23 protein-coding genes are annotated in these 25,492 nt (G+C 67.4%); 13 read left to right on the forward strand and 10 right to left on the reverse strand.

What is annotated here, in order from left to right; genetic code table 11:
• Positions 1 to 6: 6 nt before the first annotated feature.
• Positions 7 to 864, reverse strand: a complete 858-nt coding sequence (gene ehuB / locus FXN65_RS00090; protein ID WP_151131069.1) for an ectoine/hydroxyectoine ABC transporter substrate-binding protein EhuB — start codon at positions 862 to 864, stop codon at positions 7 to 9.
• Between the two features lie 419 nt (positions 865 to 1,283).
• Between ehuB and ehuR the strand changes: the two genes are divergently transcribed.
• The 8 genes from ehuR (at position 1,284) to FXN65_RS00130 (ending at position 10,681) form a co-directional block, all read left to right on the forward strand.
• Complete coding sequence (gene ehuR, locus FXN65_RS00095; RefSeq protein ID WP_151138615.1) at positions 1,284 to 2,693, forward strand: MocR-like ectoine utilization transcription factor EhuR; 1,410 nt, start codon at positions 1,284 to 1,286, stop codon at positions 2,691 to 2,693.
• 95 nt (positions 2,694 to 2,788) lie between these two features.
• On the forward strand, positions 2,789 to 3,778 hold the full coding sequence (eutB, locus tag FXN65_RS00100; protein WP_151131070.1) for a hydroxyectoine utilization dehydratase EutB: 990 nt from the start codon (positions 2,789 to 2,791) through the stop codon (positions 3,776 to 3,778).
• Positions 3,771 to 4,763 carry an ectoine utilization protein EutC gene (gene eutC / locus FXN65_RS00105; protein ID WP_151131071.1) on the forward strand — a complete coding sequence of 331 codons (993 nt, stop codon included), beginning with the start codon at positions 3,771 to 3,773 and terminating at the stop codon, positions 4,761 to 4,763. Before eutB ends, eutC begins: the two co-directional genes overlap by 8 nt.
• 31 nt (positions 4,764 to 4,794) lie before the next feature.
• Complete coding sequence (gene doeA / locus FXN65_RS00110) at positions 4,795 to 5,991, forward strand: ectoine hydrolase DoeA (protein WP_151131072.1); 1,197 nt, start codon at positions 4,795 to 4,797, stop codon at positions 5,989 to 5,991.
• A 3-nt stretch (positions 5,992 to 5,994) separates the two neighbouring features.
• Entirely contained in the window at positions 5,995 to 6,999 is a 1,005-nt protein-coding gene (doeB, locus tag FXN65_RS00115; protein WP_151131073.1) for a N(2)-acetyl-L-2,4-diaminobutanoate deacetylase DoeB, read from the forward strand.
• Between the two features lie 50 nt (positions 7,000 to 7,049).
• Positions 7,050 to 7,532 carry an Lrp/AsnC family transcriptional regulator gene (locus FXN65_RS00120; protein ID WP_151131074.1) on the forward strand — a complete coding sequence of 161 codons (483 nt, stop codon included), beginning with the start codon at positions 7,050 to 7,052 and terminating at the stop codon, positions 7,530 to 7,532.
• 296 nt (positions 7,533 to 7,828) lie between these two features.
• Positions 7,829 to 9,286, forward strand: a complete 1,458-nt coding sequence (locus FXN65_RS00125; protein WP_151131075.1) for an NAD-dependent succinate-semialdehyde dehydrogenase — start codon at positions 7,829 to 7,831, stop codon at positions 9,284 to 9,286.
• An 18-nt stretch (positions 9,287 to 9,304) separates the two neighbouring features.
• Positions 9,305 to 10,681: an aspartate aminotransferase family protein gene (locus FXN65_RS00130; RefSeq protein ID WP_151131076.1), complete on the forward strand. Its 1,377-nt coding sequence runs from the start codon at positions 9,305 to 9,307 to the stop codon at positions 10,679 to 10,681.
• 123 nt (positions 10,682 to 10,804) lie between these two features.
• Here FXN65_RS00130 and FXN65_RS00135 read toward each other — a convergent pair whose 3' ends face one another.
• From FXN65_RS00135 to def, 6 genes are all read right to left on the reverse strand, one after another.
• A complete protein-coding gene (locus FXN65_RS00135) occupies positions 10,805 to 11,116 on the reverse strand; it encodes a tetratricopeptide repeat protein (RefSeq protein WP_151131077.1) in 312 nt (103 codons plus the stop codon).
• Between the two features lie 39 nt (positions 11,117 to 11,155).
• Complete coding sequence (locus FXN65_RS00140; protein ID WP_151131078.1) at positions 11,156 to 12,682, reverse strand: TrkH family potassium uptake protein; 1,527 nt, start codon at positions 12,680 to 12,682, stop codon at positions 11,156 to 11,158.
• A 128-nt stretch (positions 12,683 to 12,810) separates the two neighbouring features.
• On the reverse strand, positions 12,811 to 14,184 hold the full coding sequence (gene trkA, locus FXN65_RS00145; RefSeq protein WP_151131079.1) for a Trk system potassium transporter TrkA: 1,374 nt from the start codon (positions 14,182 to 14,184) through the stop codon (positions 12,811 to 12,813).
• An 11-nt stretch (positions 14,185 to 14,195) separates the two neighbouring features.
• Positions 14,196 to 15,509: a 16S rRNA (cytosine(967)-C(5))-methyltransferase RsmB gene (gene rsmB, locus FXN65_RS00150; protein ID WP_151131080.1), complete on the reverse strand. Its 1,314-nt coding sequence runs from the start codon at positions 15,507 to 15,509 to the stop codon at positions 14,196 to 14,198.
• Positions 15,506 to 16,450, reverse strand: a complete 945-nt coding sequence (fmt, locus tag FXN65_RS00155; RefSeq protein WP_151131081.1) for a methionyl-tRNA formyltransferase — start codon at positions 16,448 to 16,450, stop codon at positions 15,506 to 15,508. The genes rsmB and fmt overlap by 4 nt, the downstream gene beginning before the upstream one ends.
• Positions 16,451 to 16,505: 55 nt before the next feature.
• On the reverse strand, positions 16,506 to 17,012 hold the full coding sequence (gene def, locus FXN65_RS00160) for a peptide deformylase (protein ID WP_151131082.1): 507 nt from the start codon (positions 17,010 to 17,012) through the stop codon (positions 16,506 to 16,508).
• Positions 17,013 to 17,153: 141 nt separating this feature from the next.
• Between def and FXN65_RS00165 the strand changes: the two genes are divergently transcribed.
• The 3 genes from FXN65_RS00165 (at position 17,154) to FXN65_RS00175 (ending at position 19,953) form a co-directional block, all read left to right on the forward strand.
• On the forward strand, positions 17,154 to 18,179 hold the full coding sequence (locus tag FXN65_RS00165; protein ID WP_151131083.1) for a LysM peptidoglycan-binding domain-containing protein: 1,026 nt from the start codon (positions 17,154 to 17,156) through the stop codon (positions 18,177 to 18,179).
• Between the two features lie 83 nt (positions 18,180 to 18,262).
• Positions 18,263 to 19,357 (forward strand): DNA-processing protein DprA, encoded by a 1,095-nt coding sequence (gene dprA / locus FXN65_RS00170; protein WP_151131084.1) that lies wholly within the window; start codon positions 18,263 to 18,265, stop codon positions 19,355 to 19,357.
• 41 nt (positions 19,358 to 19,398) lie between these two features.
• A complete protein-coding gene (locus tag FXN65_RS00175) occupies positions 19,399 to 19,953 on the forward strand; it encodes an L-threonylcarbamoyladenylate synthase (RefSeq protein WP_151131085.1) in 555 nt (184 codons plus the stop codon).
• On the opposite strand, the gene FXN65_RS00180 is transcribed toward FXN65_RS00175, so the two are convergent.
• Positions 19,943 to 20,920, reverse strand: coding sequence for an NADPH:quinone reductase (locus FXN65_RS00180; protein ID WP_151131086.1), 978 nt, complete (start codon positions 20,918 to 20,920; stop codon positions 19,943 to 19,945). The two genes, FXN65_RS00175 and FXN65_RS00180, sit on opposite strands and share 11 nt — an antisense overlap.
• Before the next feature lie 135 nt (positions 20,921 to 21,055).
• Here FXN65_RS00180 and hemF point away from each other — a divergent pair, with 135 nt between their 5' ends.
• Both hemF and aroE read left to right on the forward strand, forming a co-directional pair.
• Positions 21,056 to 21,976, forward strand: coding sequence for an oxygen-dependent coproporphyrinogen oxidase (gene hemF / locus FXN65_RS00185; RefSeq protein WP_151131087.1), 921 nt, complete (start codon positions 21,056 to 21,058; stop codon positions 21,974 to 21,976).
• Entirely contained in the window at positions 21,973 to 22,800 is an 828-nt protein-coding gene (gene aroE, locus FXN65_RS00190) for a shikimate dehydrogenase (RefSeq protein WP_151131088.1), read from the forward strand. Before hemF ends, aroE begins: the two co-directional genes overlap by 4 nt.
• Positions 22,801 to 22,860: 60 nt before the next feature.
• Here the strand turns inward: aroE and FXN65_RS00195 are convergent, their stop codons facing one another.
• Positions 22,861 to 24,420, reverse strand: a complete 1,560-nt coding sequence (locus FXN65_RS00195) for a SulP family inorganic anion transporter (protein ID WP_151131089.1) — start codon at positions 24,418 to 24,420, stop codon at positions 22,861 to 22,863.
• Positions 24,421 to 24,554: 134 nt separating this feature from the next.
• The gene (choX, locus tag FXN65_RS00200; protein WP_151131090.1) at positions 24,555 to 25,481 is read right to left on the reverse strand and encodes a choline ABC transporter substrate-binding protein; all 927 of its coding nucleotides are present in this window, start codon (positions 25,479 to 25,481) and stop codon (positions 24,555 to 24,557) included.
• Positions 25,482 to 25,492: the final 11 nt, after the last annotated feature.

Genomic DNA, 25,492 nt, shown 5'->3' on the forward strand with positions numbered 1-25,492 from the left:
CAGCGATCAGGACTGGGAACAGAGCGCCGCGGCGGTCTTGTCGGTCAGGTTGGAGCGATCGAAGCCGAAGGGCTCAACGGTCTTCAGGTGCTCCTCGCTGCCCAGCCAGGTCTTGAGCTGCTGGTTCACCGCGTCGCGCAGGTCCTTGTCCTCCGGGCGGAAGGCCAGGGCGCCGTAGCCGGTATGGGCCGGGTCGTCCTTGAAGTTGGTGACCGCTTCCACCTGCTCGCCGCCCTTGGCGGCCAGGCCTTTCATGGTCAGGGCGGTACCCACGCTGGCGTCGGCACGGCCGGCGCGCACCGCCTGCAGCTGCGCGGTGGTATCGGGCACCTGGACGATCTGCTCGTCCTTCACGCCGGACTGCCGCGCGTAGCCCAGTTCCACGGTACCGGACATCACGGCCAGGCGCAGGCTCGGGTCCTTCGCGATATCGGCATAGCTATGCAGGTTTTTCGGATTGCCTTTGGGCACCAGCAGGGTGTCCGGAATCTGGTAGTGCGGGTCGGTGAAGAGCACCTGCTTGCAGCGCGGCGGGGTGATGTACATGCCGGCGGCGATCACGTCGAAGCGCCCGGCGCGCAGGCCCGGAATCAGCGCGCCCCATTCGGTGAGCACGGGCTCGACCTTGTCGATGCCCATCTGCTTGAACACCTGGGTGGCGATCTCCGGGGATTCGCCGGTGACCTTGCCGGAGGTGTCGGTGAAGGCGAAGGGCGCCTCGTTGGCATAGCCGATGCGGATGGTTCCGCTCGACTTGATCCGCTCGAGGGACGTCTCGGCCTGGGCTACTGAAGCGCCGAGCGCCCCCAGCAACAGGCAAGCGGCCAAGAGGCGATGGTGGAAGGGAGGGGTTGCGGTACTCATCGTCGGATCTCCTGTTCTTCTCGAGCCGGCCTTTTGTAGTTGTGGGCCAGGCGGTGGACGGCAGGTATCAGTGCAGCGTTGTTGTTGTTCTGTGCGAGGCGTTGGCCGTACCGTGGCCGGTGCCGCCCCGAGGCGCTGTCGGGGATGTCCCGCGACATTGCCTCGGTGTGCCAGGGCATTGCCTTTTGCTGTATTCCAGCCTAGCAACGCCTGCTTTCGGCTCTTCCTGAAGCCGGATGGATCGACGGGAAAAAACACCGTTTGGCGGCGGCGATCTTGCAGAATTTTCTGTTCTGCCGGAGCGCGCCGGCCGGGGTGCCGCATAGCCGTTAAGCTGTAGTCGAGCATACAAAAGCGCTGGTGCGAGGCTAATTGCACTAGGACAATCACTTTCACCGTCTTTCGAGTCCGCGATGAACATGGAATCCTGGCGTCAGGCCCTGGCCGCCCTGCGGGGCGGCGAATCCAAGTACAAGTCACTGGTCCAGGCCATCGCCCGCGAAATCGAGCAGGGCGAGCTGCGCGACGGCCAGCGCCTGCCGCCGCAACGCCAGGTCGCCGACCGTCTGGCCATCAGCGTGCAGACCGTGACCAACGCCTACAAGGAGCTGGAACGCCAGGGGCTGGTGCGCTGCGAAGTGGGGCGCGGCAGCTTCGTGTCCCGGCGCATGACCGAGGGTGTCTCGCGCTACATGCTCGATCACCCGGAACGTTCCTTGGTGGACCTCTCCATCGCCAGCATCGTTCACACCCATGAGCACGACCGCCTGTGGCGTGAGACCTGCCGCGAGCTGGCGCAGGAGGATGACCAGCCCTGGATGCGCGCCTGCCGGCCGATCGCCGGTTTCGAGGCGCACCGCGATGCAGCCGTGCACTGGCTGGCCCGGCAGGGCATGGCGGTACAGCGCGACGACCTGCTGATCACCAATGGCGCCGCCCACGGCCTGTTCCTCGCCCTCGCCTCGCTGGCCGGCCCGGATGACGTGGTGCTTTGCGAGAACCTCACCGACCACGGCGTGATCGGCAGCTCCCAGGTGCTCGGCTTCACCTTGAAGGGGCTGGAGCACGACCGCGAGGGCATCGACCCCGAGCATTTCGAGGACCTCTGCGGTAACGAGCGGATCACCGCGCTGGTCTGCACCCCCAACCTGAACAACCCCACCAGCAGCCTGATGCCCGATTCGCGGCGCCGCGAGATCGCCGAGATCGCCCGGCGCTATGGCGTCTACGTGATCGAGGACGACGTCTACGGTCCGCTGCTCGACGAGCGCCGCGCGCCACCCATCAGCCACTACCTGCCGGAGCAGTCCTTCTACTGCACCAGTTTCACCAAGTCGGTACTCACCGGGTTGCGCATCGGCTACCTGGTGATGCCCAGGCGCCTGGCCCTGCGCACTGAGAGCATCCTGCGGGTGAACAGCTGGATGGCCACTCCGCTGATGGCCGAAGTAGCCAGCCGCTGGGTCCTCGGCGGCCAGGCCCAGGCCCTGCTGGAGCGCCAGCGCGACCTGCTGGTGCGGCGCAACGCCCTGGTCAGCGAGCACCTCGGCGACTACGTGCTCGGCCAGCATCCCCACGCCCTCAACGCCTGGGTCGGCATCCCGTCGCACTGGGAGCTGGACAGCCTGGTGCGCGAGCTGCGCCACCGGCGCATCGCGGTCACCTCGCCCGACCCCTTCATGGTGCGCGGAACGCCCCGGCCCCGTGCCGTGCGCCTGTGCCTTGGCGCCGACTGCAGCGAGAAGCGCCTGGCCGGCGCCTTGCGCAACATGCACGAACTCTTCGGGCAGTACCCGAAAATCCACGACCTGGGCGGCATGCACATGTAAGAGATGGGCGGTTGATGAGAAACCGTCCTAGGACATTAAACACGACAAAAGCAGGACATTAGACTCGCCCCGACTGCCACTTCGGGGAGACGACCATGTCCCAGGCCCAGCCCAGCATCCTGCTGCGCGAACTGCTCCATGCCCGCCAGCGCATCCGCCACCTGGTACGCCGCACGCCGCTGGAGTATTCGCCGAGCCTGTCGGCCCGGCTGGGCGTGCCGGTCTACCTGAAGCTCGAATCCCAACAGATCACCGGCAGCTTCAAGCTGCGTGGCGCCAGCAACGCCGTGGCCCTGCTCGATGACGCGCAGAAGGCCCGGGGCGTGGTGGCCGCCTCCACCGGCAACCATGGCCGCGCCCTCGCCCACGCCGCCACCGCCCAGGGCGTGCAGGCCACCATCTGCCTGTCGCGCCTGGTGCCGCAGAACAAGGTGCAGGCGATCCGCGATCTTGGCGCCCGCGTGGTGATAGTCGGCGACAGCCAGGACGACGCCCAGGCCGAAGCCGAGCGCATCGCCCGCGAGGAAGGCGCCACCCTGCTGCCGCCCTTCGACCATCCCCACATCATTGCCGGCCAGGGCACCCTCGGCCTGGAAATCCTCGAGCAGCTGCCCGAGGTGCGCCAGGTGCTGGTACCGCTCTCCGGCGGCGGCCTGTTCGCCGGCGTCGCCCTGGCCATGAACTACGCCGACCCGAGCATCCGCCTGCATGGCATCAGCATGCGCCGCGGCGCCGCCATGCACGCCAGCCTGGCCGCCGGCCACCCGGTGGAAGTGGAGGAACTGCCGACCCTGGCGGACTCCCTGGGCGGCGGCATCGGCCTGGACAACCGCTACACCTTCGCCATCACCCGCGCGCTCTGCGACCAGGTCCACCTGCTCGACGAAGCCTCCATCGCCGCCGGCATCCGCCACGCCTACCGCGAGGAGCGGCAGGTGGTGGAAGGCGCCGGCGCGGTGGGCATCGCCGCCCTGCTGGATGGCCTGATCGAGCCCGAGGGGCCGGTGGTGGTGGTGGTCAGCGGCCGCAACATCGCCATCGAACAACACCTGCGAGTCATCACAGAGGACCCCTGCCATGGCTGACGTCATCCTGCTCAGCGAAACCGACCTGCGCGCCTGCGTGGCCATCGACCCGGACAGCGTCGACGCCGTGGAACAGGCTTTCCGCCTGCTGGCCACGGCGCCGGTGGCCATGCCGCCGATCCTGCGCCTGGACGTGCCCGAACATAACGGCGAGGTGGACGTGAAGACCGCCTACCTGCCCGGCCTGCCGCGCTTCGCCATCAAGGTCAGCCCCGGCTTCTTCGACAACCCCAAGCTCGGCCTGCCCAGCCTCAACGGCATGATGATGCTGCTCAATTCGCGCACCGGGTTGCTGGATGCGCTGCTGCTGGACAACGGCTACCTCACCGCCGTGCGCACCGCCGCCGCGGGCGCAGTGGCCGCGCGCTGGCTGTCCCGCGAGGACTCCAGCCGCGCCGCGCTGATCGGCGCCGGCGAGCAGGCGCGCTTGCAGCTCAAGGCCCTGTGCCTGGTGCGTGATATCCGCAGCGCGACCGTCTGGGCGCGGGACGCGGACAAGGCCCGCGAGTGCGCCGCCGAGCTGAGTTGCAGCCTGGGCCTCCCGGTGGAGGCAGCCGCCAGCGTCGACGCCGCCCTGGATGGCGCCGACATCGCCATCACCACCACGCCCAGCCGCGAACCGCTGATCAAGCGCCGCCACCTGCATCCCGGCCTGCACATCACCGCCATGGGTTCGGACGCCGAGCACAAGAACGAGATCGCCGCCGACGCCCTGGTGGCGGTGGACCGCTACGTCGCCGACCGCCTCAGCCAGACCCGCGTCCTCGGCGAACTGCACCACGCCATCGCCGCCGGCCTGGTGGCGCCCGACGCCAACTTCGCCGAGCTCGGCCAGGTCATCGCCGGGCAGCAGCCGGGGCGCCGCTCGGCCAGTGACATCACGCTCTGTGACCTCACCGGCACCGGGGCCCAGGACACCGCCATCGCCGGGCTCGCGTACCACCGCGCCCAGCGCATGGGCAAGGGCTTCACCTTCCACAGCTGATCCACGCCTACCACCCAACGAGGGCATCGCCATGTCCGCACCACCGATCCAGCCGAACCTCCCCTTCGAGCGTTCGGAATACGCCCAGCGCCTGGCCAAGGTGCGCGCCTCCATGCAGGAGCGCGGCCTGGAACTGCTGCTGGTTTCCGACCCGTCCAACATGGCCTGGCTCACCGGCTATGACGGCTGGTCCTTCTACGTCCACCAGTGCGTGCTGCTGGCGCTGGACGGCGAGCCGGTCTGGTTCGGCCGGGGCCAGGACGCCAACGGCGCGCGCCGCACCGTGTTCATGGACCCGGCCAATATCGTCGGCTACCCCGACCACTACGTGCAGTCCACCGAACGCCACCCCATGGATTACCTGGCGCTCGAAGTGATCGCCGCGCGCGGCTGGGACGCCCTGACCATCGGCGTCGAGCTGGACAACTACTACTTCAGCGCGGCGGCCTACCAGTCGCTGCACAAGCACTTGCCGAAGGCGCGCTTCCGGGACGCCACGGCGCTGGTCAACTGGCAGCGGGCGATCAAGTCGCCCCGCGAGATCGAGTACATGCGCATCGCTGCGCGGATCGTCGAAGGCATGCACACGCGCATCCTCGAACGCATCGAGCCGGGCATGCGCAAGAACGAACTGGTGGCGGAGATCTATGACGCCGGCATCCGTGGTGCCGACGGCCACGGCGGCGACTACCCGGCCATCGTGCCGCTGCTGCCCACCGGGGTGGACGCCAGCGCGCCGCACCTGACCTGGGACGACGCGCCCTTCGAACGCGGCGCCGGCACCTTCTTCGAGATCGCCGGCTGCTACAAGCGCTACCACTGCCCGCTGTCGCGCACGATCTACCTGGGCAAGCCGCCGCAGCATTTCCTCGACGGCGAGAAGGCCGTGGTCGAAGGCATCGCCGCCGGCCTGGACGCCGCCAAGCCGGGCAACACCACCGGCGATATCGCCCGCGCCTTCTTTGGCGTGCTGGCCAAGTTCGGCATCCACAAGGACAGCCGCTGCGGCTACCCGATCGGGATCAGTTATCCGCCGGACTGGGGCGAGCGCACCATGAGCCTGCGGCCGAACGACAACAGCGTGCTGCAGCCGGGTATGACCTTCCACTTCATGCCGGGCCTGTGGCTGGACGACTGGGGGCTGGAGATCACCGAAAGCATCCTGATCACCGACAACGGCGTGGAAACCCTCTGCAACTATCCGCGCCAACTCTTCGTGAAGGACTGAGCCATGAACGCAGCCCTGCGGGACAACCCCATCAGCCCGACCGTGGATTTCGCGCGCGACGGCGTGCAGCACGGTCACCTCAAGCTGCCCTACTCGCGCGACGATTCCGCCTGGGGCGCGGTGATGATCCCCATTACCGTGGTGAAGAACGGCGCGGGTCCCACCGCGCTGCTCACCGGCGGCAACCACGGCGACGAGTACGAGGGCCCGGTGGCGCTGGCCAAGCTGGCCCAGCAGCTGCAGGCCAGCGAGGTGCGGGGCCGGGTGATCATCGTGCCGTTCATGAACACGCCGGCCTTCCTCGCCGGCCGGCGGACCTCGCCCATCGACGCCGGCAACCTCAACCGCAGCTTCCCCGGCAAGCCGGACGGCACGGTGACGCAGAAGATCGCCGACTACTTCCAGCGCTACCTGCTGCCGCTGGCGGACCTGGTGCTGGATATCCATTCCGGCGGCAAGACCCTGGACTTCCTGCCCTTCGCCGCCTGCCACGTGCTGCCGGACAAGGCCCAGCAGGAGTGTGCCGAAGCGGCCATGCAGGCCTTCGGCGCGCCCTGGTGCATGCGCATGCTGGAGCTGGACGCGGTGGGCATGTACGACACCGCGGCGGAGGAACAGGGCAAGGTCTTCATCACCACCGAACTGGGTGGCGGCGGCACCAGCAGCGCGCGCACCGTCGCCATCGCCGAGCGCGGGGTGCGCAATGTGCTGATCCATGCCGGCATCCTCGCCGGCGAGCCCGCGCCCGCCGAGTCGGTGCTGCTCGACATGCCCGACGGCGACTGCTTCGTGTCGAGCACCCACAGCGGCCTGCTGGAGATGTGCCGCGACCTCGGCGAGCGGGTGGAGCAGGGCGAGGTGATCGCCCGCGTGCATGACGTGCAGCGCACCGGCACGCCGGCCGTTGAATACCGCGCCAAGCGCAGCGGCCTGCTCGCGGCCCGGCATTTCCCCGGGCTGGTGCAGAGTGGCGACACCCTCGCGGTAATCGCCGACGTTCTGGGCTGAAACAGCGGCGCCGCCCACCCGGGCGGCGCTTCGGGCCGACGGGAGGCTCCATGTACAAGCTCGATCGCTACGATCTGAAGATCCTCCGCCTGCTGGCCGAGGACGGGCGCATCACCAAGTCGCGCCTGGCCGAGGAGATCAACCTCTCCGTCAGCCCCGCCTGGGAGCGGGTACGCAAGTTGGAGGAAGCCGGGCTGATCAAGGGCTACCGGGCGGTGATCGACTGGGCCGCGCTGTTCAAGACCAGCCAGGTCCTGGTGGAGATCACCCTCGCCCGCCACACCGCCCAGGACATGCGCCGCTTCGAGCAGCGCCTGCGCGACGCACCGGAAGTGGTGCACTGCTATGCAACCGGTGGCGGCGTGGACTACATCGCCATGATCCAGGCCCACGACATCGACCACTACCAGCGCTTCGTCGACCAGCTGCTGCTGGAAGACCTCGGCATCGAGCGCTACTTCACCTACATCGTCACCAAGACGATCAAGGCCGGCGAAGCGGAACCGCTGGTGCCGGAGGGTTACTTCGGCTAAGGCTCCGAGCGAATTCATTCGCGAAAGGACCGTAGTTCGTAGGATGGGTCGGGCGGCGTTCCGCGAGCGGAGCGATACCCATGCGGACGGGGCTGATGGGTATCGCTCCGCTCCACCGCATCCTACAAGCCTGAATCGACATACCGCGCGTGCTCCTACAGGCCCGCCGCATGTTTTTCTTCCACACCCCCGATCAACCGAAAAAACACCCAGCGCCACCCCCCGAAAAGCGAAAACCCCGCAGGCCGCGACTCCCTAGCATGGAGCCCAGATCAACGAGAACGGAGGCCCAGGCCATGCCGCTGAATCATCCTCTGCTGTTCAAGTCGCTCTGCTACCTCGATGGCCATTGGGTCCATAGCGAGAGCGGCGCCAGCATTGCCGTGCACAACCCCGCCGACCAGAGCCTGATCGGCCATGTCCCGCTGCTCGACCCGGCGCAGATCCGCGCCGCCGTGGATGCCGCCGAGAAGGCCTTCCCGGCCTGGCGCCGCGCCAGCCTGGACCAGCGCGCCCAGCACCTGCGCCGCTGGGCCGAGCTGATCCTCGAGCACAAGGAAGACCTTGCCCAGATCCTCAGCCTGGAACAGGGCAAGCCGCTGTTCGAGGCCCGTGGCGAGATCGAGTACGCCGCCAGCTTCATCCCCTGGTTCGCCGAACAGGCCCGGCGCCTGGACGGCCGCACCATCCCCAGTCACATCCCCGGCGCCCACCTGGGCACGGTGATGGAGCCGGTGGGCGTGGTGGCCCTGCTGACGCCGTGGAACTTCCCCTCGGCGATGATCACCCGCAAGGCCGCCGCCGCCCTCGCCGCCGGCTGCACCCTGGTGGTCAAGCCGGCCCACGAGACGCCCTACTCCGCCTTCGCCCTGGCCCAGCTGGCCGAGGAGGCGGGCTTCCCCGCCGGCGTGTTCAACGTCGTGCTCGGCGAACCGCAGATGGCCATGGAGACCCTGGTGCGCGACAGCCGCGTGCGCGCGGTGAGCTTCACCGGCTCGACCCGGGTCGGCAAGCTGGTGCTTCAGGCCGCCGCGACCGAGGTGAAGAAGGTCGCCCTGGAGCTGGGTGGCAACGCGCCCTTCATCGTCTGCGCCGATGCCGACCTGGAGCAGGCGGTGAAATTCGCCATCGACGCCAAGTTCCAGACCTCCGGCCAGGACTGCTGCGCCGCCAACCGCATCCTGGTGGCGCGCGAGCTCTATGAGCCCTTCCTCGAACGCTTCGCCCGCGCCGTGCGCGAACTGCGGGTCGGCCCCGGCCTCGATGAGCGCAGCCAGATCGGCCCGCTGATGCACCAGGCCGCCTTCGACAGCACCGACGCCCGCGTGCGTGACGCCCTCGATCAGGGCGCCCGCCTGCTGGCCGGCGGCGAACCCCATGCCCTGGGCGGCTGGTTCTACCAGCCGACCCTGCTGGCCGACGTGACCCCCGAGATGCGCATCTGGCGCGAGGAGAACTTCGCCCCCATCGCCGGGGTCACTCCCTACGACAGCCTGGAAGAAGCCGTCGCCCTGGCCAACGACAGCGAGTACGGCCTGGCTGCCTACATCTGCTCCCAGCGCGTGGACCGCATCTGGCCGCTGATGCGCCAGCTGGAGTTCGCCATGGTCGCGGTCAACGGCGCCAAGTTCACCGGCCACCCTATTCCCTTCGGCGGCATGAAGGCCTCGGGCCTGGGCCGCGAAGGCGGCAGCGAAGGCTTCGAACCCTTCGTCGAAACCAAATACTTCTGCCTGCACCACGGGCAATTCTGAGCCAGCGAGGAATCCGACATGAGCGACTACGCCAAACTCTTCGAGCAGGACCGCGCGCACTTCATGCACCCGTCCACCCACGCCCATGACCATGCCAGCGGAGCATTGCCCGGCCGCATCATCACCGGCGCCTCGGGCGTGCGCATCCGCGACCACCAGGGCCGCGAGCTGCTGGATGCCTTCGCCGGCCTGTACTGCGTGAACATCGGCTACGGCCGCACCGAGGTGGCCGAGGCCATCTATGAGCAAGCCAAGCAACTGGCCTACTACCACACCTACGTGGGCCACTCGAGCGAGGCCATCATCGAGCTCTCGGCGCGCATCATCGACTGGGCGCCGGCCGGGATGAAGAAGGTCTACTACGGCATGTCCGGCTCGGACGCCAACGAGACCCAGATCAAGCTGGTGCGCTACTACAACAACGTGCTCGGCCGCCCGCAGAAGAAGAAGATCATCTCCCGCCAGCGCGGCTACCACGGCTCGGGCCTGGTCACCGGCAGCCTCACCGGCCTGGCGAGCTTCCATCAGCACTTCGACCTGCCGGTGGAAGGCGTCAAGCACACCCTCTGCCCGCACTTCTACAAGGCGCCGGCAGGCATGGACGAGGCAGCCTTCGTGCGTTACTGCGCCGAGGAGCTGGAGAAACTGATCCTCGCCGAGGGCCCGGACACCGTGGCCGCCTTCATCGGCGAGCCGGTGATGGGCACCGGCGGCATCATCGTCCCGCCCAAGGGCTACTGGCAGGCGATCCAGGCGGTGCTGGCGAAGTACGACATCCTGCTGATCGCCGACGAGGTGGTCTGCGCCTTCGGCCGCGTGGGCGACAAGATGGGCAGCCAGCGCTACGGCATCAAGCCGGACCTGATCACCACCGCCAAGGGCCTGACCAGCGCCTACGCGCCGCTGTCGGCGGTGATCGTCGGCGAGAAGGTGTGGGACGTGATCGACAACGCCTCCACCACCCAGGGCGCCATGGGCCATGGCTGGACCTATTCCGGCCACCCGGTCTGCGCGGCGGCGGCTCTGGCCAACCTGGACATCCTCGAGCGGGAGAACATCACCGCCAATGCCGGCGAGGTGGGTGGCTACCTGAACCAGCGGCTGCGCCAGACCTTCGAAGGCCATCCGCTGGTGGGCGAGGTGCGCGGCGACGGCATGCTGGCCGCCCTGGAGTTCATGGCCGACCGCGAGGCGCGCACGCCCTTCGATGCCAGCCTCAAGGTGGGGCCGCGGGTCTCGGCGGCCTGCCTGGAGCGCGGCATGATCGCCCGCGCCATGCCCCACGGCGACATCCTCGGCTTCGCCCCGCCGCTGGTTCTGACCCGCGCCGAGGCCGACGAGGTCGTCGCCATCGCCAAGGCGGCGGTGGATCAGGTGGCGTCGGAAGTGCTTTGAGAAAAAACGGCCCCGCCTCCCGGCGGGGCCGCTGGTGCAGGGTGGGCCGGGCGGCGCTCCGCTTCAGCCCAGGCGGTAAAGAGCTGGTGGGCTGAAACCCACCCTACGGTGCTACATCAAGACCTAAGCGCGCTTGTCCAGGCGCTTGAGGAACACGGTCATTTCCTTCTCCGCCTGCTTGTCACCGTGGGCCTGGGCGGCCGCCAGGCCTTCGGTCCAGGCCGCGCGGGCGGCGGCGAAGTCGCTCTCGGCCTCCAGCGCCTTGCCCAGCAGCTTCCAGGCGGCCGAATATTTCGGGTCCTGTTCGACGCAGCGGCGCAGGTGCTCGGCGGCCTTGGCCGCGTCACCCTGGTCGAGGTAACCCTTGCCCAGGCCGAAGCGAAGCAGCGGATTGTCCACGCCCCTGGCCAGCATCTTTTCCAGTGATTCGATCATGCCCCGTCCTCTCCTGCGTGTGGTTCGCCATTGTGCCGGTCAGAAGCGCCAGAAGGCAGGGCTGAGGAGGATCAGCAGGGAAAACACTTCCAGCCGGCCCAGCACCATGGCCAGGCTCAGCACCAGCTTGGCACTGTCGGGCAGGTTGGCATAGTGCAGGGCGGCGTCGCCCAGGGCGGGGCCGAGGTTGTTCATGCAGGAGGCCAGGGCGGAAAAGGCGGTCAGCTGGTCCAGGCCGAGCGCGAGCAGGACCAGCAGGAGCACGACGAAGGTCAGCAGGTAGATCGAGCAGAAGCCCCAGACCGATTCCATCACCCGGTCCGGGATGTGCCGGCGACCCAGCTTGACGCTGAACACGCCGTTGGGATGCAGCAGGCGCTGGAACTCCCTGATCCCCTGGCGATAGACCAGCAGGATGCGCATCACCTTCATGCCGCCGCCGGTGGAACCGGCGCAGGCGCCGATGAAGGTGGTGTAGAGCAGCAGGTACGGCAGCAGCGTCGGCCAGGTGCTGAAGTCGGCCAGGCCGAAGCCCGTGGTGGTGGCGATGGACACCACCATGAAGGCCGCATAACGCAGCGACTGCCAAGGCTGCTCGTAGTGCTGGTGGATCATCAGCGTGGTCGCGCAGATCAGGAACACCGCGAACAGCAGCAGGAGGTAGCTGCGGCACTCCGCGTCGCGCAGGTAATGCCGCAGGCTGCGGCTGCGCCAGGCGAGGAAGTGCAGGCCGAAATTGATCCCGGAGACGACCAGGAAGAACATGCAGATCAGCTCGATCAGCGGGCTGTCGAAGTAGCCGATGCTGGCGTCGTGGGTGGAGAAGCCACCGATGGCGATGGTCGAGAAGCTGTGGCCGATGGCGTCGAACAGGCTCATGCCGGCTGCCCAGTAGGCCAGGGCGCAGGCCAGGGTCAGCCCGCAGTAGAGCAGCCAGAGGGTCTTGGCGGTTTCGGCGATGCGTGGCGAGAGCTTCTGCTCCTTCAGCGGGCCGGGCATTTCCGCCCGGTACAGCTGCATGCCGCCGATGCCGAGCATCGGCATGATGGCCACCGCCAGCACGATGATGCCCATGCCGCCGAACCATTGCAGCTGCTGACGGTAGTAGAGGACCGCCCTGGGCAGCCGGTCGAGGCCGGTGAGCACGGTGGCGCCGGTGGTGCTGATGCCGGAGACGGACTCGAACAGCGCATCCACCGGCGTCATGCGCGGGTTGTCGATCAGCAGGAAGGGAATGCTGCCGAAGCTGCCGAGCACGATCCAGAACAGCGCGGTGATCAGGTAGCCGTCGCGGATCCGCAGCTCCTCGCGGGCGCCGCGCACCGGCAGCCAGGTGAGCAGGCCGGTGGCCAGGGTGATCAGCAGGGCGAGAAGGAATCCGGACCAGGCGCCTTCGCCGTAGTAGAGGTCGATCAGCAGCGGCGGCAGTTGGGTGCAGCTGAACAGCATCAGCAGCACGCCGAAGATGCGGCGGATGGCAGCGTGGCGAGGGGCGCACGAGGCGGAAGGTGGCAGGGCGAAGGTTGTCGGGCGTTGTGAGCGATGCCGGGAACTGAGGCTGGACATGGACCGGGCGGGTTCGGAAATGCAGGGGGCCGAACCCTAACCCCGGGGCACGCAGGCCGGATGTAGGCTGAGGCCGAAATGGTCTGCGAATTATCCGCAAACCACTTCCGCACCTCGGCGCATCAGACTCAGAAGAAGGTCAGTCCGACCTGGAACAGGCGCTCGGCGTCACGGATGTACTTCTTGTCCACGAGGAACAGGATCACGTGGTCACCGGATTCGATCACGGTGTCGTCGTGGGCGATCAGCACTTCCTCGTCGCGGATGATGGCGCCGATGGTGGTGCCTGGCGGCAGGGCGATGTCCTCGATCATCTTGCCCACCACCTTGCTCGACTTGGCGTCGCCGTGGGCGATGGCCTCGATGGCCTCGGCCGCGCCACGGCGCAGCGAGTGCACGCTGACGATATCGCCACGGCGTACGTGGGTCAGCAGGGTGCCGATGGTGGCCAGCTGCGGGCTGATGGCGATGTCGATGTCGCCGCCTTGCACCAGGTCCACGTAGGCCGGGTTGTTGATGATGGTCATCACCTTGCGCGCGCCAAGGCGCTTGGCCAGCAGCGAGGACATGATGTTGGCCTCGTCGTCGTTGGTCAGGGCGAGGAAGATGTCCGCGTCGCTGATGTTCTCCTCTACCAGCAGGTCGCGGTCGGAGGCGCTGCCCTGGAGCACGATGGTGCTGTCCAGGACTTCCGAGAGATGGCGGCAGCGCGCCGCATTCATCTCGATGATCTTCACCTGGTAACGGCTCTCGATGGCCTCGGCCAGGCGCTCACCGATATGGCCGCCGCCGGCGATCACCACGCGCTTGTAGCTGTCTTCCAGGCGGCGCAGCTCGCTCATCACGGCGCGGATGTGCGCCTTGGCGGCGATGAAGAAGACTTCGTCGTCGGCCTCGATCACCGTGTCGCCCTTGGGCAGGATCGGCCGGTTGCGGCGGAAGATGGCGGCCACGCGCGTATCCACGTTGGGCATGTGCTCGCGGATCTGGCGCAGCTCATGGCCCACCAGCGGGCCGCCGTAGTAAGCCTTGACTCCCACCAGCTGGGCCTTGCCTTCGGCGAAGTCGATCACCTGCAGGGCACCGGGATACTCGATCAGGCGCTTGATGTAGTTGGTCACCACCTGCTCGGGGCTGATCAGTACATCCACCGGAATGGCTTCGTTGTCGAACAGGCCGGCGCGGGTCAGGTAGGCCGCTTCACGTACCCGGGCGATCTTGGTCGGGGTGTGGAAGAAGGTGTAGGCCACCTGGCAGGCGACCATGTTCACTTCGTCGCTATTGGTCACCGCCACCAGCATGTCGGCATCGTCGGCACCGGCCTGGCGCAGCACGGTGGGAAAGGAACCGCGGCCCTGCACGGTTCGGATGTCGAGGCGATCACCGAGGTCGCGCAGGCGGTCGCCATCGGTGTCCACCACCGTGATGTCGTTGGCCTCGTCGGAAAGGTGTTCGGCGAGCGTACCGCCCACCTGGCCTGCACCGAGAATGATGATCTTCACTGCTAGCTCCGTTAGCCGCGTGGCGAGGCGGCGATCTTGATCAGCTTGGCATAGTAGAAACCGTCATGGCCGTCTTCCTGTGCCAGCAACTGGCGGCCATGGGGTTGCTTCAGCCCGTAGGTGCCGGGGATGTCCAGCTCCCGGGCGCCCGGCGTACGGGCAAGGAAGGCGGCGATGTTGTCGCTGTTCTCCCGGGGCAGCGTGGAACAGGTGGCGTAGAGCAGCACGCCGCCCACTTCCAGGGTCGGCCAGAGGGCGTCCAGCAGCTCGCCCTGGAGCTGGGCCAGGGCCGGGATGTCGTCTTCCTTGCGCGTCAGCTTGATGTCCGGGTGGCGGCGGATCACGCCGGTGGCCGAGCAGGGCGCGTCCAGCAGGATGCGCTGGAACGGCTTGCCGTCCCACCAACCGGCGGTGTCGCGGCCGTCGGCGGCGATCAGCCGGGCGTCCAGGCCGAGGCGGTCGAGGTTCTCGCGCACTCGCACCAGGCGGCTTTCTTCCAGGTCCACGGCCACCACTTCGGCGAGGCCCGCTTCGGCCTCCAGCAGGTGGCAGGTCTTGCCGCCGGGGGCGCAGCAGGCGTCCAGCACCCGCTGTCCGGGGGCCAGCTCAAGCAGGTCGGCCGCCAGTTGCGCGGCTTCGTCCTGCACGCTGACGCGGCCTTCGGCGAAGCCGGGCAGGGTCTTCACATCGCGCGCTTCCGCAAGGCGAATGCCGTCTCGGCTGAAGGCGCAGGGTTCGGCGGCGATGCCGGCGTGCGCCAGTTCGGCCAGGTAGGTGTCGCGGCTGCCGTGGCGGCGATTGACCCGGAGAATCAGCGGCGGATGGGCATTGTTCGCCGCGCAGACCGCCTCCCAGTGCTCCGGCCAGGCGGCCTTGAGGGCCTTCTGCAACCAGCGCGGGTGGGCGGTGCGTGCCGCCGGATCGCGTTCGAGCTCGGCGAAGATCGCTTCGCCCTGGCGCTGGGCATTGCGCAGCACGGCATTGAGCAGGCCCTTGGCCCAGGGTTTCTTCAGCTTGTCCGCGCAGCCGACGGTTTCACCGATGGCTGCGTGGGCGGGGATGCGGGTATGGAAGAGCTGGTAGAGGCCGACCAGCAGCAGCGCCTCCACGTCCTTGTCGGCGGTCTTGAAGGGCTTCTGCAGCAGGCGCTCGGCCAGTGCGGCGAGGCGCGGCTGCCAGCGGGCGGCACCGAAGGCGAGGTCCTGGGCCAGGGCGCGATCGCGAGGCTCCACCTTGTCCAGTTGCGCTGGCAGGCTGCCGCCGAGGGACGCCTTGCCGGAAAGCACCGCGGCGAGGGCTCGGGCGGCGGCGAGACGTGGATTCATGCGCCCAGCACCTTGCCCACGGCGAACTGCTCGCGACGGCTATTGAAGAGGTCGGCGAAGTTCAGCGGCTTGCCACCGGGCAATTGCAGGCGGGTCAGGCGCAGGGCGCCGTCGCCACAGGCCACGGTCAGCCCGTCCTTGCTGGCGGCCAGTATCTGGCCGGGCGCGCCCTTGCCTTCGCCCAGGGTGGCGGCGAGCACCTTCAGCGGCTCGCCGTCGAGGGCGCTGTGGCAGATGGGCCAGGGGTTGAAGGCGCGTACCAGGCGTTCCAGCTCCACCGCCGAGCGGCTCCAGTCGAGGCGCGCCTCATCCTTGTTCAGCTTGTGGGCGTAGTTGGCCAGGGCGTCGTCCTGCACTTCGCCTTTCAAGGTACCGGCGGCGAGACCTTCGATGGCCTCCAGCACGGCCTTCGGACCCAATTGCGCGAGGCGGTCGTGCAGGCTGCCGCCAGTGTCATCCGCACTGATCCGGGTGGTGACCTTGAGCAGCATAGGTCCGGTATCGAGGCCGGCCTCCATCTGCATCACGGTGACGCCGCTTTCCGCGTCTCCGGCTTGCACCGCGCGCTGGATCGGCGCCGCGCCGCGCCAACGCGGGAGCAGCGAGGCATGGCTGTTGATGCAGCCGAGACGCGGGGTGTCGAGCACCACCTGCGGCAGGATCAGGCCGTAGGCGACTACCACCATCAGGTCGGCGCCAAGGGCCTTGAGCTCGGCCTGGGCGGCCGGATCACGCAGGGTCGGCGGTTGCAGCACCGCAATGCCGTGTTCGACCGCCAGTTGCTTGACCGGGCTCGGCATCAGCTTCTGGCCGCGACCGGCCGGGCGGTCCGGCTGGGTGTAGACGGCGATGACCTGGTGGCGGGAATCCAGCAGGGCCTTGAGGTGCTCGGCGGCGAACTCGGGGGTGCCGGCGAAGACGAGGCGCAATGGCTCGGTCATGGGGAAGTCACCAAAAAGAAAAGGCTTGCCGGGGCAAGCCTTTGGGATCGGGGAATCAAGCCTGCTGGCGGTGCTGCTTTTCCAGCTTCTTCTTGATTCGGTCGCGCTTGAGGGACGACAGGTAGTCGACGAAGAGCTTGCCGTTGAGGTGGTCGCACTCGTGCTGGATGCACACGGCCAACAGGCCTTCGGCGATCAGTTCATAGGGCTGGCCGTCGCGGTCCAGGGCCTTGATCTTCACCTTCTGCGGGCGATCGACGTTCTCATAGAAGCCCGGAACCGACAGACAGCCTTCCTGATACTGGTCCATCTGGTCGGTCAGGGACTCGAACTCGGGGTTGATGAAGACCCGTGGCTCGGATTTGTCTTCCGACAGGTCCATCACCACCACACGTTTGTGGACGTTCACCTGGGTGGCGGCCAAGCCGATACCGGGAGCGTCGTACATGGTTTCGAACATGTCGTCGATCAGCTTGCGGATGGAGTCGTCGACCACCTCCACCGGTTTGGCGATGGTGCGCAACCGCGGATCGGGGAATTCGAGAATGTTCAGAATCGCCATATGCGTTTGTGATGCACTTGTGGAATAAGTTGAAAATCCGCTGCTAAGATGGTGCGCAGCATCGAAAAACGGCTGCAGAGCCCGGTTGGGGCGGCTCTCAGGGCGTTTCATGTGAATGAACATAATAAAGGGATTCACCGCATGAGGAAATCACTACTCGCCCTGCTGCTCCTGGCCGCCAGTGGCCTGACCCAGGCTGCGGTGGAACTCAAGGAAGGGCACCCCGAGCGCTATACCGTCGTCAAGGGCGATACGCTCTGGGATATCTCGGGCAAGTTCCTTAGCCAGCCGTGGAAATGGCCGGAGATCTGGCACGCCAACCCGCAGATCGAGAACCCGCATCTTATCTACCCCGGCGATGTGCTCAGCCTGGTCTACGTCGATGGCCAACCACGCCTGATGCTGAACCGCGGCGCGTCCCGCGGCACCATCAAGCTGTCGCCCACCGTGCGCAGCACGCCGATGGCCGAAGCCATCCCGGCCATTCCGCTGGAAGCCATCAACGCCTTCCTGCTGAGCAACCGCATCATCGACGATCCCAAGGAGTTCGAGGGCGCGCCCTACGTTGTCGCCGGCAACGCCGAACGCGTGGTCAGCGGCGCCGGTGACCGCGTCTATGCCCGTGGCAACTTCTCCCAGGAGCAGCCGGCCTACGGCATCTTCCGCCAGGGCAAGACCTACCTGGATCCGGAAACCAAGGAGTTCCTCGGCATCAACGCCGACGACATCGGTGGCGGCGAAATGGTCGCCGACGAGGGTGATATCGGTACCCTGCAGCTGACCCGCTCCACCCAGGAAGTCCGCCTGGGCGACCGCCTGTTCCCCACCGAGGAACGCGCGATCAACTCCACCTTCATGCCCAGCGCGCCGGATCGCGACATCAGCGGCGTGATCCTCGATGTACCGCGCGGCGTGACCCAGATCGGCCAGTTCGATGTGGTGACGATCAACAAGGGCAAGCGCGACGGCCTGGTGGAAGGCAACGTGCTGGCGGTCTACAAGACCGGCGAAACTGTCCGTGACCGCATCACCGACGAGTTCATCAAGGTCCCGGACGAGCGCGCCGGCCTGCTGATGGTGTTCCGCACCTACGACAAGCTCAGCTACGGCCTGGTACTCGCCGCTACCCGTCAGCTGGCGGTGCTGGACAAGGTACACAACCCGTAACACCTCCAGGCCCCCGCCATGCGGGGGCTTGTTGTATTGATGGCGGTTCTGCCGCGATTGCGGCGCGATCAAGGACCGATCGAATGCCATCAATCTCCCCTGCCGAGCTGGATGCTCGCCTTCGTCTGCATCACCTCCCCGAACTTGGCCCCGCGCGTTTCCGTCGCCTGATCGAAGCCTTTGGTTCCGCCTCCGCAGCCCTCAGCGCTCCGGCCTCTGCCTGGCGATCGCTGGGCATGCCGGAAGCCTCAGCCGCCCCACGACGTAGCCCGGAGATCCGTGATGCGGCCGCCCGCGCCCTGGCCTGGCAGGAGCGCCCCGGCCACCAGTTGCTGTGCTGGGACTCTCCCGACTACCCCGCCCTGCTGGCCGAACTCGGCAATGCGCCGCCGCTGCTGTATGTCGCCGGTGATGCAACCCTGCTTGAGCGTCCGCAACTGGCCATGGTCGGCAGCCGCCGCGCTTCGGTGGCCGGCCTGGATACCGCTCGCGCCTTTGCCCGCAGCCTGGCCGGTGGTGGTTTCGTCATCACCAGCGGCCTGGCCCTGGGCATCGATGGCGCTGCCCATCTGGGCGCACTGGAGGTCGAGGGCGCGACAGTGGCGGTGCTCGGCACCGGTCTCGAGCGCGTCTATCCCGATCGCCACCGAGGCCTGGCAGCGCGCATCGTCGACGAAGGCGGCGCACTGGTGTCCGAACTGCCGCTGGAATGTCCGCCCCAGCCGGCCAACTTTCCACGACGCAATCGCATCATCAGTGGGCTGTCCCTCGGTGTCCTGGTGGTGGAAGCCAGCCCCTCCAGCGGTTCGCTGATCACCGCGCGCCTGGCCGCCGAGCAGGGGCGCGAGGTCTACGCCATACCCGGCTCCATCCACCATCCCGGCGCCCGTGGCTGTCACCAGCTGATTCGCGAAGGAGCGGCTCTGGTGGAGAAGGTCGAAGACATTCTCGAAGCGCTGCGCGGCTGGCAGGCGGTGGCGTCCGAACCGCGAATCGAGGCGCCCCTCCAGGAGGCACATCCGCTGCTCGATCTGTTGCGTGCGGCGCCCTACAGCAGCGAAGGCCTGGCCCTTGCCAGCGGCTGGGAACTGCCGCGCGTGCTCGCCGAACTCACCGACCTGGAGCTGATGGGCCGCGTCGCCCGTGAGGCGGGCTGCTGGGTGCATCGCCAAGGTTGAGCCCTGTACACTCTGGCGATCCAGTATTGCGGGAGCGGGTGATGGTAAGCAGTTGGCGTGTGCAGCAAGTGGCGCGGATCGTGCGTGAAGGCGGGGTTATCGCCTATCCCACCGAGGCGGTCTGGGGCCTGGGTTGCGACCCCTGGAACGAGGACGCAGTCTATCGCCTGCTGGCGCTCAAGGAGCGTCCCGTGGAGAAGGGCGTGATCCTGGTGGCGGACAACATCCGCCAGTTCGACTTCCTCCTCGAGGGCCTCCCGGACGCCTGGATAGACAAGCTCGCCAGCACCTGGCCGGGCCCCAACACCTGGCTGGTGCCGCACCAGGACCTGCTGCCGGAGTGGATCACAGGCCGGCACGATAGCGTCGCCCTGCGCGTCAGCGACCATCCGCTGGTGCGTGACCTGTGCGCCCTAACCGGGCCGCTGGTTTCCACCTCCGCCAACCCGTCGGGCCGTCCGGCCGCGTACTCGCGACTGCGCGTCCAGCAGTACTTTGGTTATGAGCTGGACGCAGTGCTGGGGGGCGCCCTCGGTGGACGACGCAACCCCAGCGTGATTCGCGACCTGGCCAGCGGGCGCGTCCTCAGGGGATAAGCACGGTCGAGCCGGTGGTCTGGCGGCTGGCCAGGGCGGTGTGTGCCTTGGCAGCGTCGGCCAGGGCGAAGCGCTGGTTCACCTCCACCTTGATGCGGCCGTCGGCGATCAGCCCGAACAGCTCATCGGCCATGGCCTGCAGGCGTTCCGGCGTGTTGGCGTAGCCAAACAGCGTCGGCCGGGTGACGAAGAGCGAGCCCTTCTGCGCCAGGATGCCCAGGTTCACCCCGGTCACCGGCCCCGAGGCGTTGCCGAAACTGACCATCAGGCCGCGCGGCGCCACGCAGTCCAGCGAGATCTCCCAGGTGTCCTTGCCTACCGAGTCATAGACCACCGGGCACTTGGCGCCGTTGGTGAGCTCCAGCACCCTTTGCGCCACGTTCTCATGGCTGTAGTCGATGGTCGCCCAGGCTCCGTTGGCCTTGGCCTGCGCGGCCTTTTCCGCCGAGCTGACGGTGCCGATCAGCTTCACGCCAAGGGCGCGGGCCCACTGACAGGCAATCAGCCCCACACCGCCGGCGGCGGCGTGGAAGAGAATGGTTTCGCCACCCTGCAGCGGGAAGGTCTGGCGCAGCAGGTACTGCACGGTCAGGCCCTTGAGCATTACCGCCGCAGCCTGTTCGAAGCTGATGCTGTCGGGCAGGCGCACCAGCTTGTCCGCCGGCAGCACGTGTAATTCGCTGTAGGCGCCCAGCGGCCCCGTGGCGTAGGCGACGCGATCACCCACCTTGAACTGGGTCACCGCGCTGCCCACCGCCTCCACCTCGCCGGCGCCTTCGGTGCCGAGACTGGTGGGGAAGTTCGGCGCCGGGTAGAGGCCGCTGCGGTAGTAGGTGTCGATGAAGTTCAGGCCGATGGCGCGGTTGCGCACGCGCACTTCATGCGGCCCCGGCTCCGCCGGCTGGTAGTCCGCGAACTCGAGGACTTCCGGACCGCCGTAGGCGGAGAACTGGATGCGTTTGGCCATGCTTTCAACCTCCTGGTCGGAAAGCCCCCATCCAACGCCTCGCCTTGATTCCCGTCAAGCCACCAGGGCCCTCGGGCGGTGGTATGCTTGCCTGCTCATTTTTCCGCCACTCCACCTGCTCCCAGGGTTGACCACGTGACTGACCGTATCGAGGCCGTGAAGGCCTACCTGCTCGATCTGCAAGACCGCATCTGCGCCGCACTCGCGGCCGAGGATGGCATGACCGGTTTCTACGAGGACGCCTGGACCCGTCCCGCCGGTGGTGGCGGCCGTACGCGGGTGATCGAGAACGGCGCGCTGATCGAGAAGGGTGGCGTGAACTTCTCCCACGTGTTCGGCGCCAACCTGCCGCCATCGGCCAGCGCCCACCGTCCGGAACTGGCCGGGCGTGGCTTCCAGGCCCTCGGCGTATCCCTGGTGATCCACCCGGAAAACCCCCACGTACCCACCTCCCACGCCAATGTGCGCTTCTTCTGCGCCGAGAAGGAAGGCGAAGAGCCGGTCTGGTGGTTCGGCGGCGGTTTCGACCTGACTCCCTACTACGCCGTCGAAGAGGACTGCGTGCTCTGGCACAAGGTGGCCCGAGACGCTTGCGCGCCCTTCGGCGCCGACGTCTATCCGCGCTACAAGGAATGGTGCGACCGCTACTTCCACCTCAAGCATCGCAACGAGCCGCGTGGCATCGGCGGCCTGTTCTTCGACGACCTGAACCAGTGGGATTTCGACACCAGCTTCGCCTTCATGCGCGCCATCGGTGATGCCTACCTGGACGCCTACCTGCCGATCCTGAAGAAGCGCAAAGACACTCCCTTCACCGAGCAACAGCGCGAGTTCCAGGCGTTCCGCCGTGGCCGCTACGTGGAGTTCAACCTGGTGTTCGACCGCGGCACCCTGTTCGGCCTGCAATCCGGTGGTCGCACCGAGTCCATCCTCATGTCCCTGCCGCCGCACGTGCGCTGGGGCTATGACTGGAAACCCGAGCCGGGCAGCGAGGAAGCGCGCCTGACCGAGTACTTCCTCAAGGATCGCGACTGGCTCGGGGAGGCAGGGCTGTGACCGATCGCTACTGTGTCTTCGGCAACCCCATCGGCCACAGCAAGTCGCCGTTGATCCACGGCCTGTTCGCCGAACAGACCGGCCAGCAGCTCACCTATGAAGCCGTGCTGGCGCCGCTGGATGACTTCACCGGCTGCGCCCGGCAGTTCTTCGCCACGGGCAAGGGCGGCAACGTCACTGTTCCGTTCAAGGAGCAGGCCTACCAACTGGCTGGCAGCCTCAGCGCCCGCGCCCAGCGCGCTGGTGCGGTGAACACCCTGAAGAAGCTGGATGACGGCAGCCTGCTCGGCGACAACACCGACGGCGCCGGCCTGGTGCGTGACCTCACCCGCAACGCAGGCCTCGATCTGGCCGGCAAGCGCATCCTCCTGCTTGGCGCCGGTGGCGCCGCGCGGGGCGTCATCGAGCCCTTGCTGGCCGAGAAGCCGGCCGCCCTGGTGGTCGCCAACCGCACCGTGGAAAAGGCCGAAGCCCTGGCCCAGTTGTTCGCCGACCTGGGGCCTGTATCCGCCAGCGGTTTCGACTGGCTGGAAGAACCGGTGGACCTGATCATCAACGGCACGTCGGCGAGCCTCGCCGGCGACCTGCCGCCCATCTCGCATAGCCTGATCAAACCGGGCCACACCGTCTGCTACGACATGATGTACGGCAAGGATATGACTGCCTTCAACCGCTGGGCCGCCGAACATGGCGCCGCGCGTACCCTCGATGGCCTGGGGATGCTGGTGGAGCAGGCAGCCGAAGCCTTCCTGCTGTGGCGCGGTGTGCTGCCGGACAGCGCTCCGGTGCTGGCCGAGTTGCGCCGTCAACTGGCGCAGAGCTGAGCTGGTGGGCGCGAATTCATTCGCGAATGAATTCGCGCCCACAGTAAACCCGCGATCCTGCTATCCCTCGATCACCAACCGACTGCCCTCGCCCTCCAGCTTGCGCAACTCCCGCGCCACCTGCGGCCGGGCGCGGCGGAGCACCAGGCTGCGCCCTTCCCCGCCCAGACGCCGCGCTTCCTCGTGAAGCATGCTCACCCCGGCGTAGTCGATGAAATTCACATGGTGTGCATCCAGCACCAGGCACCCGGCGCGGCTGCGCTGGATCAGCTTCTGCAGGTACGGGCAGGCGCCGAAGAAAATCGACCCTTCGATGCGCAGGACCTCGGCATCCTCTTCCTTCGCCTGCAGTACCCGTGGCTGCGAGGTGCGCTTGAGGTAGAAGAACAGCGACGCCAGCACCCCCGCGTAGATGGCGGTCTGTAGCTCCAGCAACAGGGTGGCGATGCAGGTCAGCGCCATCACCACGAACTCCGCCCGGCTGACCCGCCAGAGCTGGCGCACGCTGCGCCCATCCAGCAGGCCCCAGCAGATGAGCAGGATGCTCGCCGCCATGGCGGGCAGCGGAATGTGGGCGATCAGGCTCGCCCCCAGCAGGGCGAACAGCGCCACCCAGAGCGCCGAGAACACACCTGACAGGGGCGACTGCGCCCCGGCCTGGAGATTCAGCCCGGAACGGGTGAAAGAGCCGGCCGAGAGGTAGCCGGAAAACCAGGCACCGATCAGATTGGACAGGCCCTGGCCACGGCATTCCTGGTCCGCATCCAGCATCTGGCGCGACTGGCAGGCCAGTGCACGGGCAATGGACAGGCTGGTGACCAGGCCGAGCAGCCCGCAGGCGACCGCCGAGGGCAGCAGGCGCAGAATGTCCTCGGCATCGAAGCGGATCGAGGCCAGCGGCGGCAGGCTTCCGCTGAAGGGCTGCACCAGCGGGACACCGGCGAAGGTGCCGGGCAGTGCCAGAACCAGCAGGCTGCCGCCGATGATGCCGATCAGCAGGGCCGGCATGCGTGGCCACAGGCTGCGCACCAGGATCGACAGCCCCAGGGTGAAGGCCGCCACCACCGGTGACGGCCAGTGCACTTCACGCACATGCCGCGCCAGCTCAAGTGCGCTTTGCCAGGCCGTTGCGCGCCCCTCCAGATGGGGCAGGCCCAACAGGTTCGGCACCTGGCCGAGGGCGATCACCAGCGCCGCGCCCAGGGTGAAACCGAGCACCACCGATTGCGAGACGAAGTTGGCCAGCGAGCCGAAGCGCAGGGCACCCAGCAGCCACTGGAATGCCCCGGCGAGGAAGGTCAGCAGCAGCACCAGGCCGACGTAGTCCTGGGTCCCCGGCAGGGCCAGCGGGCTGACGCTGGCGAAGAGCACCACCGAGATGGCCGCCGTCGGCCCGCAGATGAGGTGCCGCGACGATCCCCAGAGGCAGGCGATGATGACCGGAACGACGGCCGCATAGAGCCCGTACTCCGCCGGCAACCCGGCGATCAGTGCATAGGCGATGGACTGGGGCAGGGCGAGGATGGCGCCGGTCAGGCCCACCAGCGCGTCGTGGCCGAGGCCGCGTGGACGGATGGCGGGCAGCCAGGTGAGGAAGGGGAAGAAGATGGATGGGCGCATGTGGGATTCGCCGTCTGCTTTGTAGGAGCGAATTCATTCGCGAAGCAGGTCGAAGACCTGCCCTTGCCGGCAACATGGGGGGCTGCTTCGCAGCCCGATCGCGAATGAATGGGCTCCCACAGGACCTCGATTCGTCAGAGCTTCGCCTGCACCGCCGCCACGGCATCGCCGCCTTCGCGGGTGGTCACGCCCTGCAGCCAGCCCTGGACCACCGCCGGATTGGCCTTGAGCCAGGCCTTCACCGCCGCGTCGTTGTTGGCGTTGCCGTTGAGCACCTGGTCCATGATCGAGTTCTCCATCTCCTGGGTGAACTGCAGGTTGGTCAGCAGCTTGCCCACGTTCGGGCACTGCGCGGCATAGCCCTTGCGCGCCAGGGTGTTCACGCTGCCGCTTTCGCCGAAGTACTTCTCGCCGCCCTTGAGGTAGGCCATGTCGTACTGCACGTTCATCGGGTGCGGCGTCCAGCCGAGGAAGACCACGAACTGCTCGCGTTTCACCGCCCGGCCCACCTGCACCAGCATCGCCTGCTCGCTGGACTCCACCAGCTTCCAGTCGCCCAGACCGAACTCATCCTTGGCGATCATCTGCCGGATGGACTCGTTGGCCGGGGAGCCGGAGGCGATCCCGTAGAGCTTCTTGTCGAACTTGTCGGCGAAGCGGTCCAGGTCGGCGAAAGTCTTCACTCCGGCGTCAAAGGCATAGCGGGGCACCGCCAGGGTGTACTCGGTACCGCTGAGGTTCTGCGCCACCTTGTCGACGCTGCCGGCGCTGACGAATTTGTCGTAGTTGCTCTGTTGCGCCGGCATCCAGTTGCCGAGGAAGGCGTCGATCTGCCCCTTGTGCAGGCCGGCGAAGATGATCGGCACCGCCAGGGTCGGGGTTTCCGTGCGATAGCCCAGGCCATCGAGCAGGATGCGCGCCACGCCATTGGTCACGGCGATATCGCTCCAGCCCGGATCACCCAGCTTCACCGTCGCGCAGCTGGCGTCCTCCGCCTGGACGTTGAACGTCAGGCCGGTCAGCAGTACGCCGCCGGCAAGCACCGCATTGATCGTCTTCATGCCTTGGTTCC

The sequence above is a fragment of the Pseudomonas lalkuanensis genome (assembly GCF_008807375.1).
Lineage (GTDB): Bacteria > Pseudomonadota > Gammaproteobacteria > Pseudomonadales > Pseudomonadaceae > Metapseudomonas > Metapseudomonas lalkuanensis.

Coding starts and splice junctions, on each gene's coding strand:
- FXN65_RS00135 (WP_151131077.1), bottom strand. CDS start 11,116: ATGATCGAATCACTGGAAAAGATGCTGGCCAGGGGCGTGGACAATCCG.
- FXN65_RS00120 (WP_151131074.1), top strand. CDS start 7,050: ATGTACAAGCTCGATCGCTACGATCTGAAGATCCTCCGCCTGCTGGCC.
- def (WP_151131082.1), bottom strand. CDS start 17,012: ATGGCGATTCTGAACATTCTCGAATTCCCCGATCCGCGGTTGCGCACC.
- fmt (WP_151131081.1), bottom strand. CDS start 16,450: ATGACCGAGCCATTGCGCCTCGTCTTCGCCGGCACCCCCGAGTTCGCC.
- ehuR (WP_151138615.1), top strand. CDS start 1,284: ATGGAATCCTGGCGTCAGGCCCTGGCCGCCCTGCGGGGCGGCGAATCC.
- choX (WP_151131090.1), bottom strand. CDS start 25,481: ATGAAGACGATCAATGCGGTGCTTGCCGGCGGCGTACTGCTGACCGGC.
- eutC (WP_151131071.1), top strand. CDS start 3,771: ATGGCTGACGTCATCCTGCTCAGCGAAACCGACCTGCGCGCCTGCGTG.
- FXN65_RS00130 (WP_151131076.1), top strand. CDS start 9,305: ATGAGCGACTACGCCAAACTCTTCGAGCAGGACCGCGCGCACTTCATG.
- FXN65_RS00140 (WP_151131078.1), bottom strand. CDS start 12,682: ATGTCCAGCCTCAGTTCCCGGCATCGCTCACAACGCCCGACAACCTTC.
- doeB (WP_151131073.1), top strand. CDS start 5,995: ATGAACGCAGCCCTGCGGGACAACCCCATCAGCCCGACCGTGGATTTC.
- FXN65_RS00125 (WP_151131075.1), top strand. CDS start 7,829: ATGCCGCTGAATCATCCTCTGCTGTTCAAGTCGCTCTGCTACCTCGAT.
- FXN65_RS00180 (WP_151131086.1), bottom strand. CDS start 20,920: ATGGCCAAACGCATCCAGTTCTCCGCCTACGGCGGTCCGGAAGTCCTC.
- doeA (WP_151131072.1), top strand. CDS start 4,795: ATGTCCGCACCACCGATCCAGCCGAACCTCCCCTTCGAGCGTTCGGAA.
- dprA (WP_151131084.1), top strand. CDS start 18,263: ATGCCATCAATCTCCCCTGCCGAGCTGGATGCTCGCCTTCGTCTGCAT.
- FXN65_RS00195 (WP_151131089.1), bottom strand. CDS start 24,420: ATGCGCCCATCCATCTTCTTCCCCTTCCTCACCTGGCTGCCCGCCATC.
- FXN65_RS00165 (WP_151131083.1), top strand. CDS start 17,154: ATGAGGAAATCACTACTCGCCCTGCTGCTCCTGGCCGCCAGTGGCCTG.
- eutB (WP_151131070.1), top strand. CDS start 2,789: ATGTCCCAGGCCCAGCCCAGCATCCTGCTGCGCGAACTGCTCCATGCC.
- ehuB (WP_151131069.1), bottom strand. CDS start 864: ATGAGTACCGCAACCCCTCCCTTCCACCATCGCCTCTTGGCCGCTTGC.
- FXN65_RS00175 (WP_151131085.1), top strand. CDS start 19,399: ATGGTAAGCAGTTGGCGTGTGCAGCAAGTGGCGCGGATCGTGCGTGAA.
- rsmB (WP_151131080.1), bottom strand. CDS start 15,509: ATGAATCCACGTCTCGCCGCCGCCCGAGCCCTCGCCGCGGTGCTTTCC.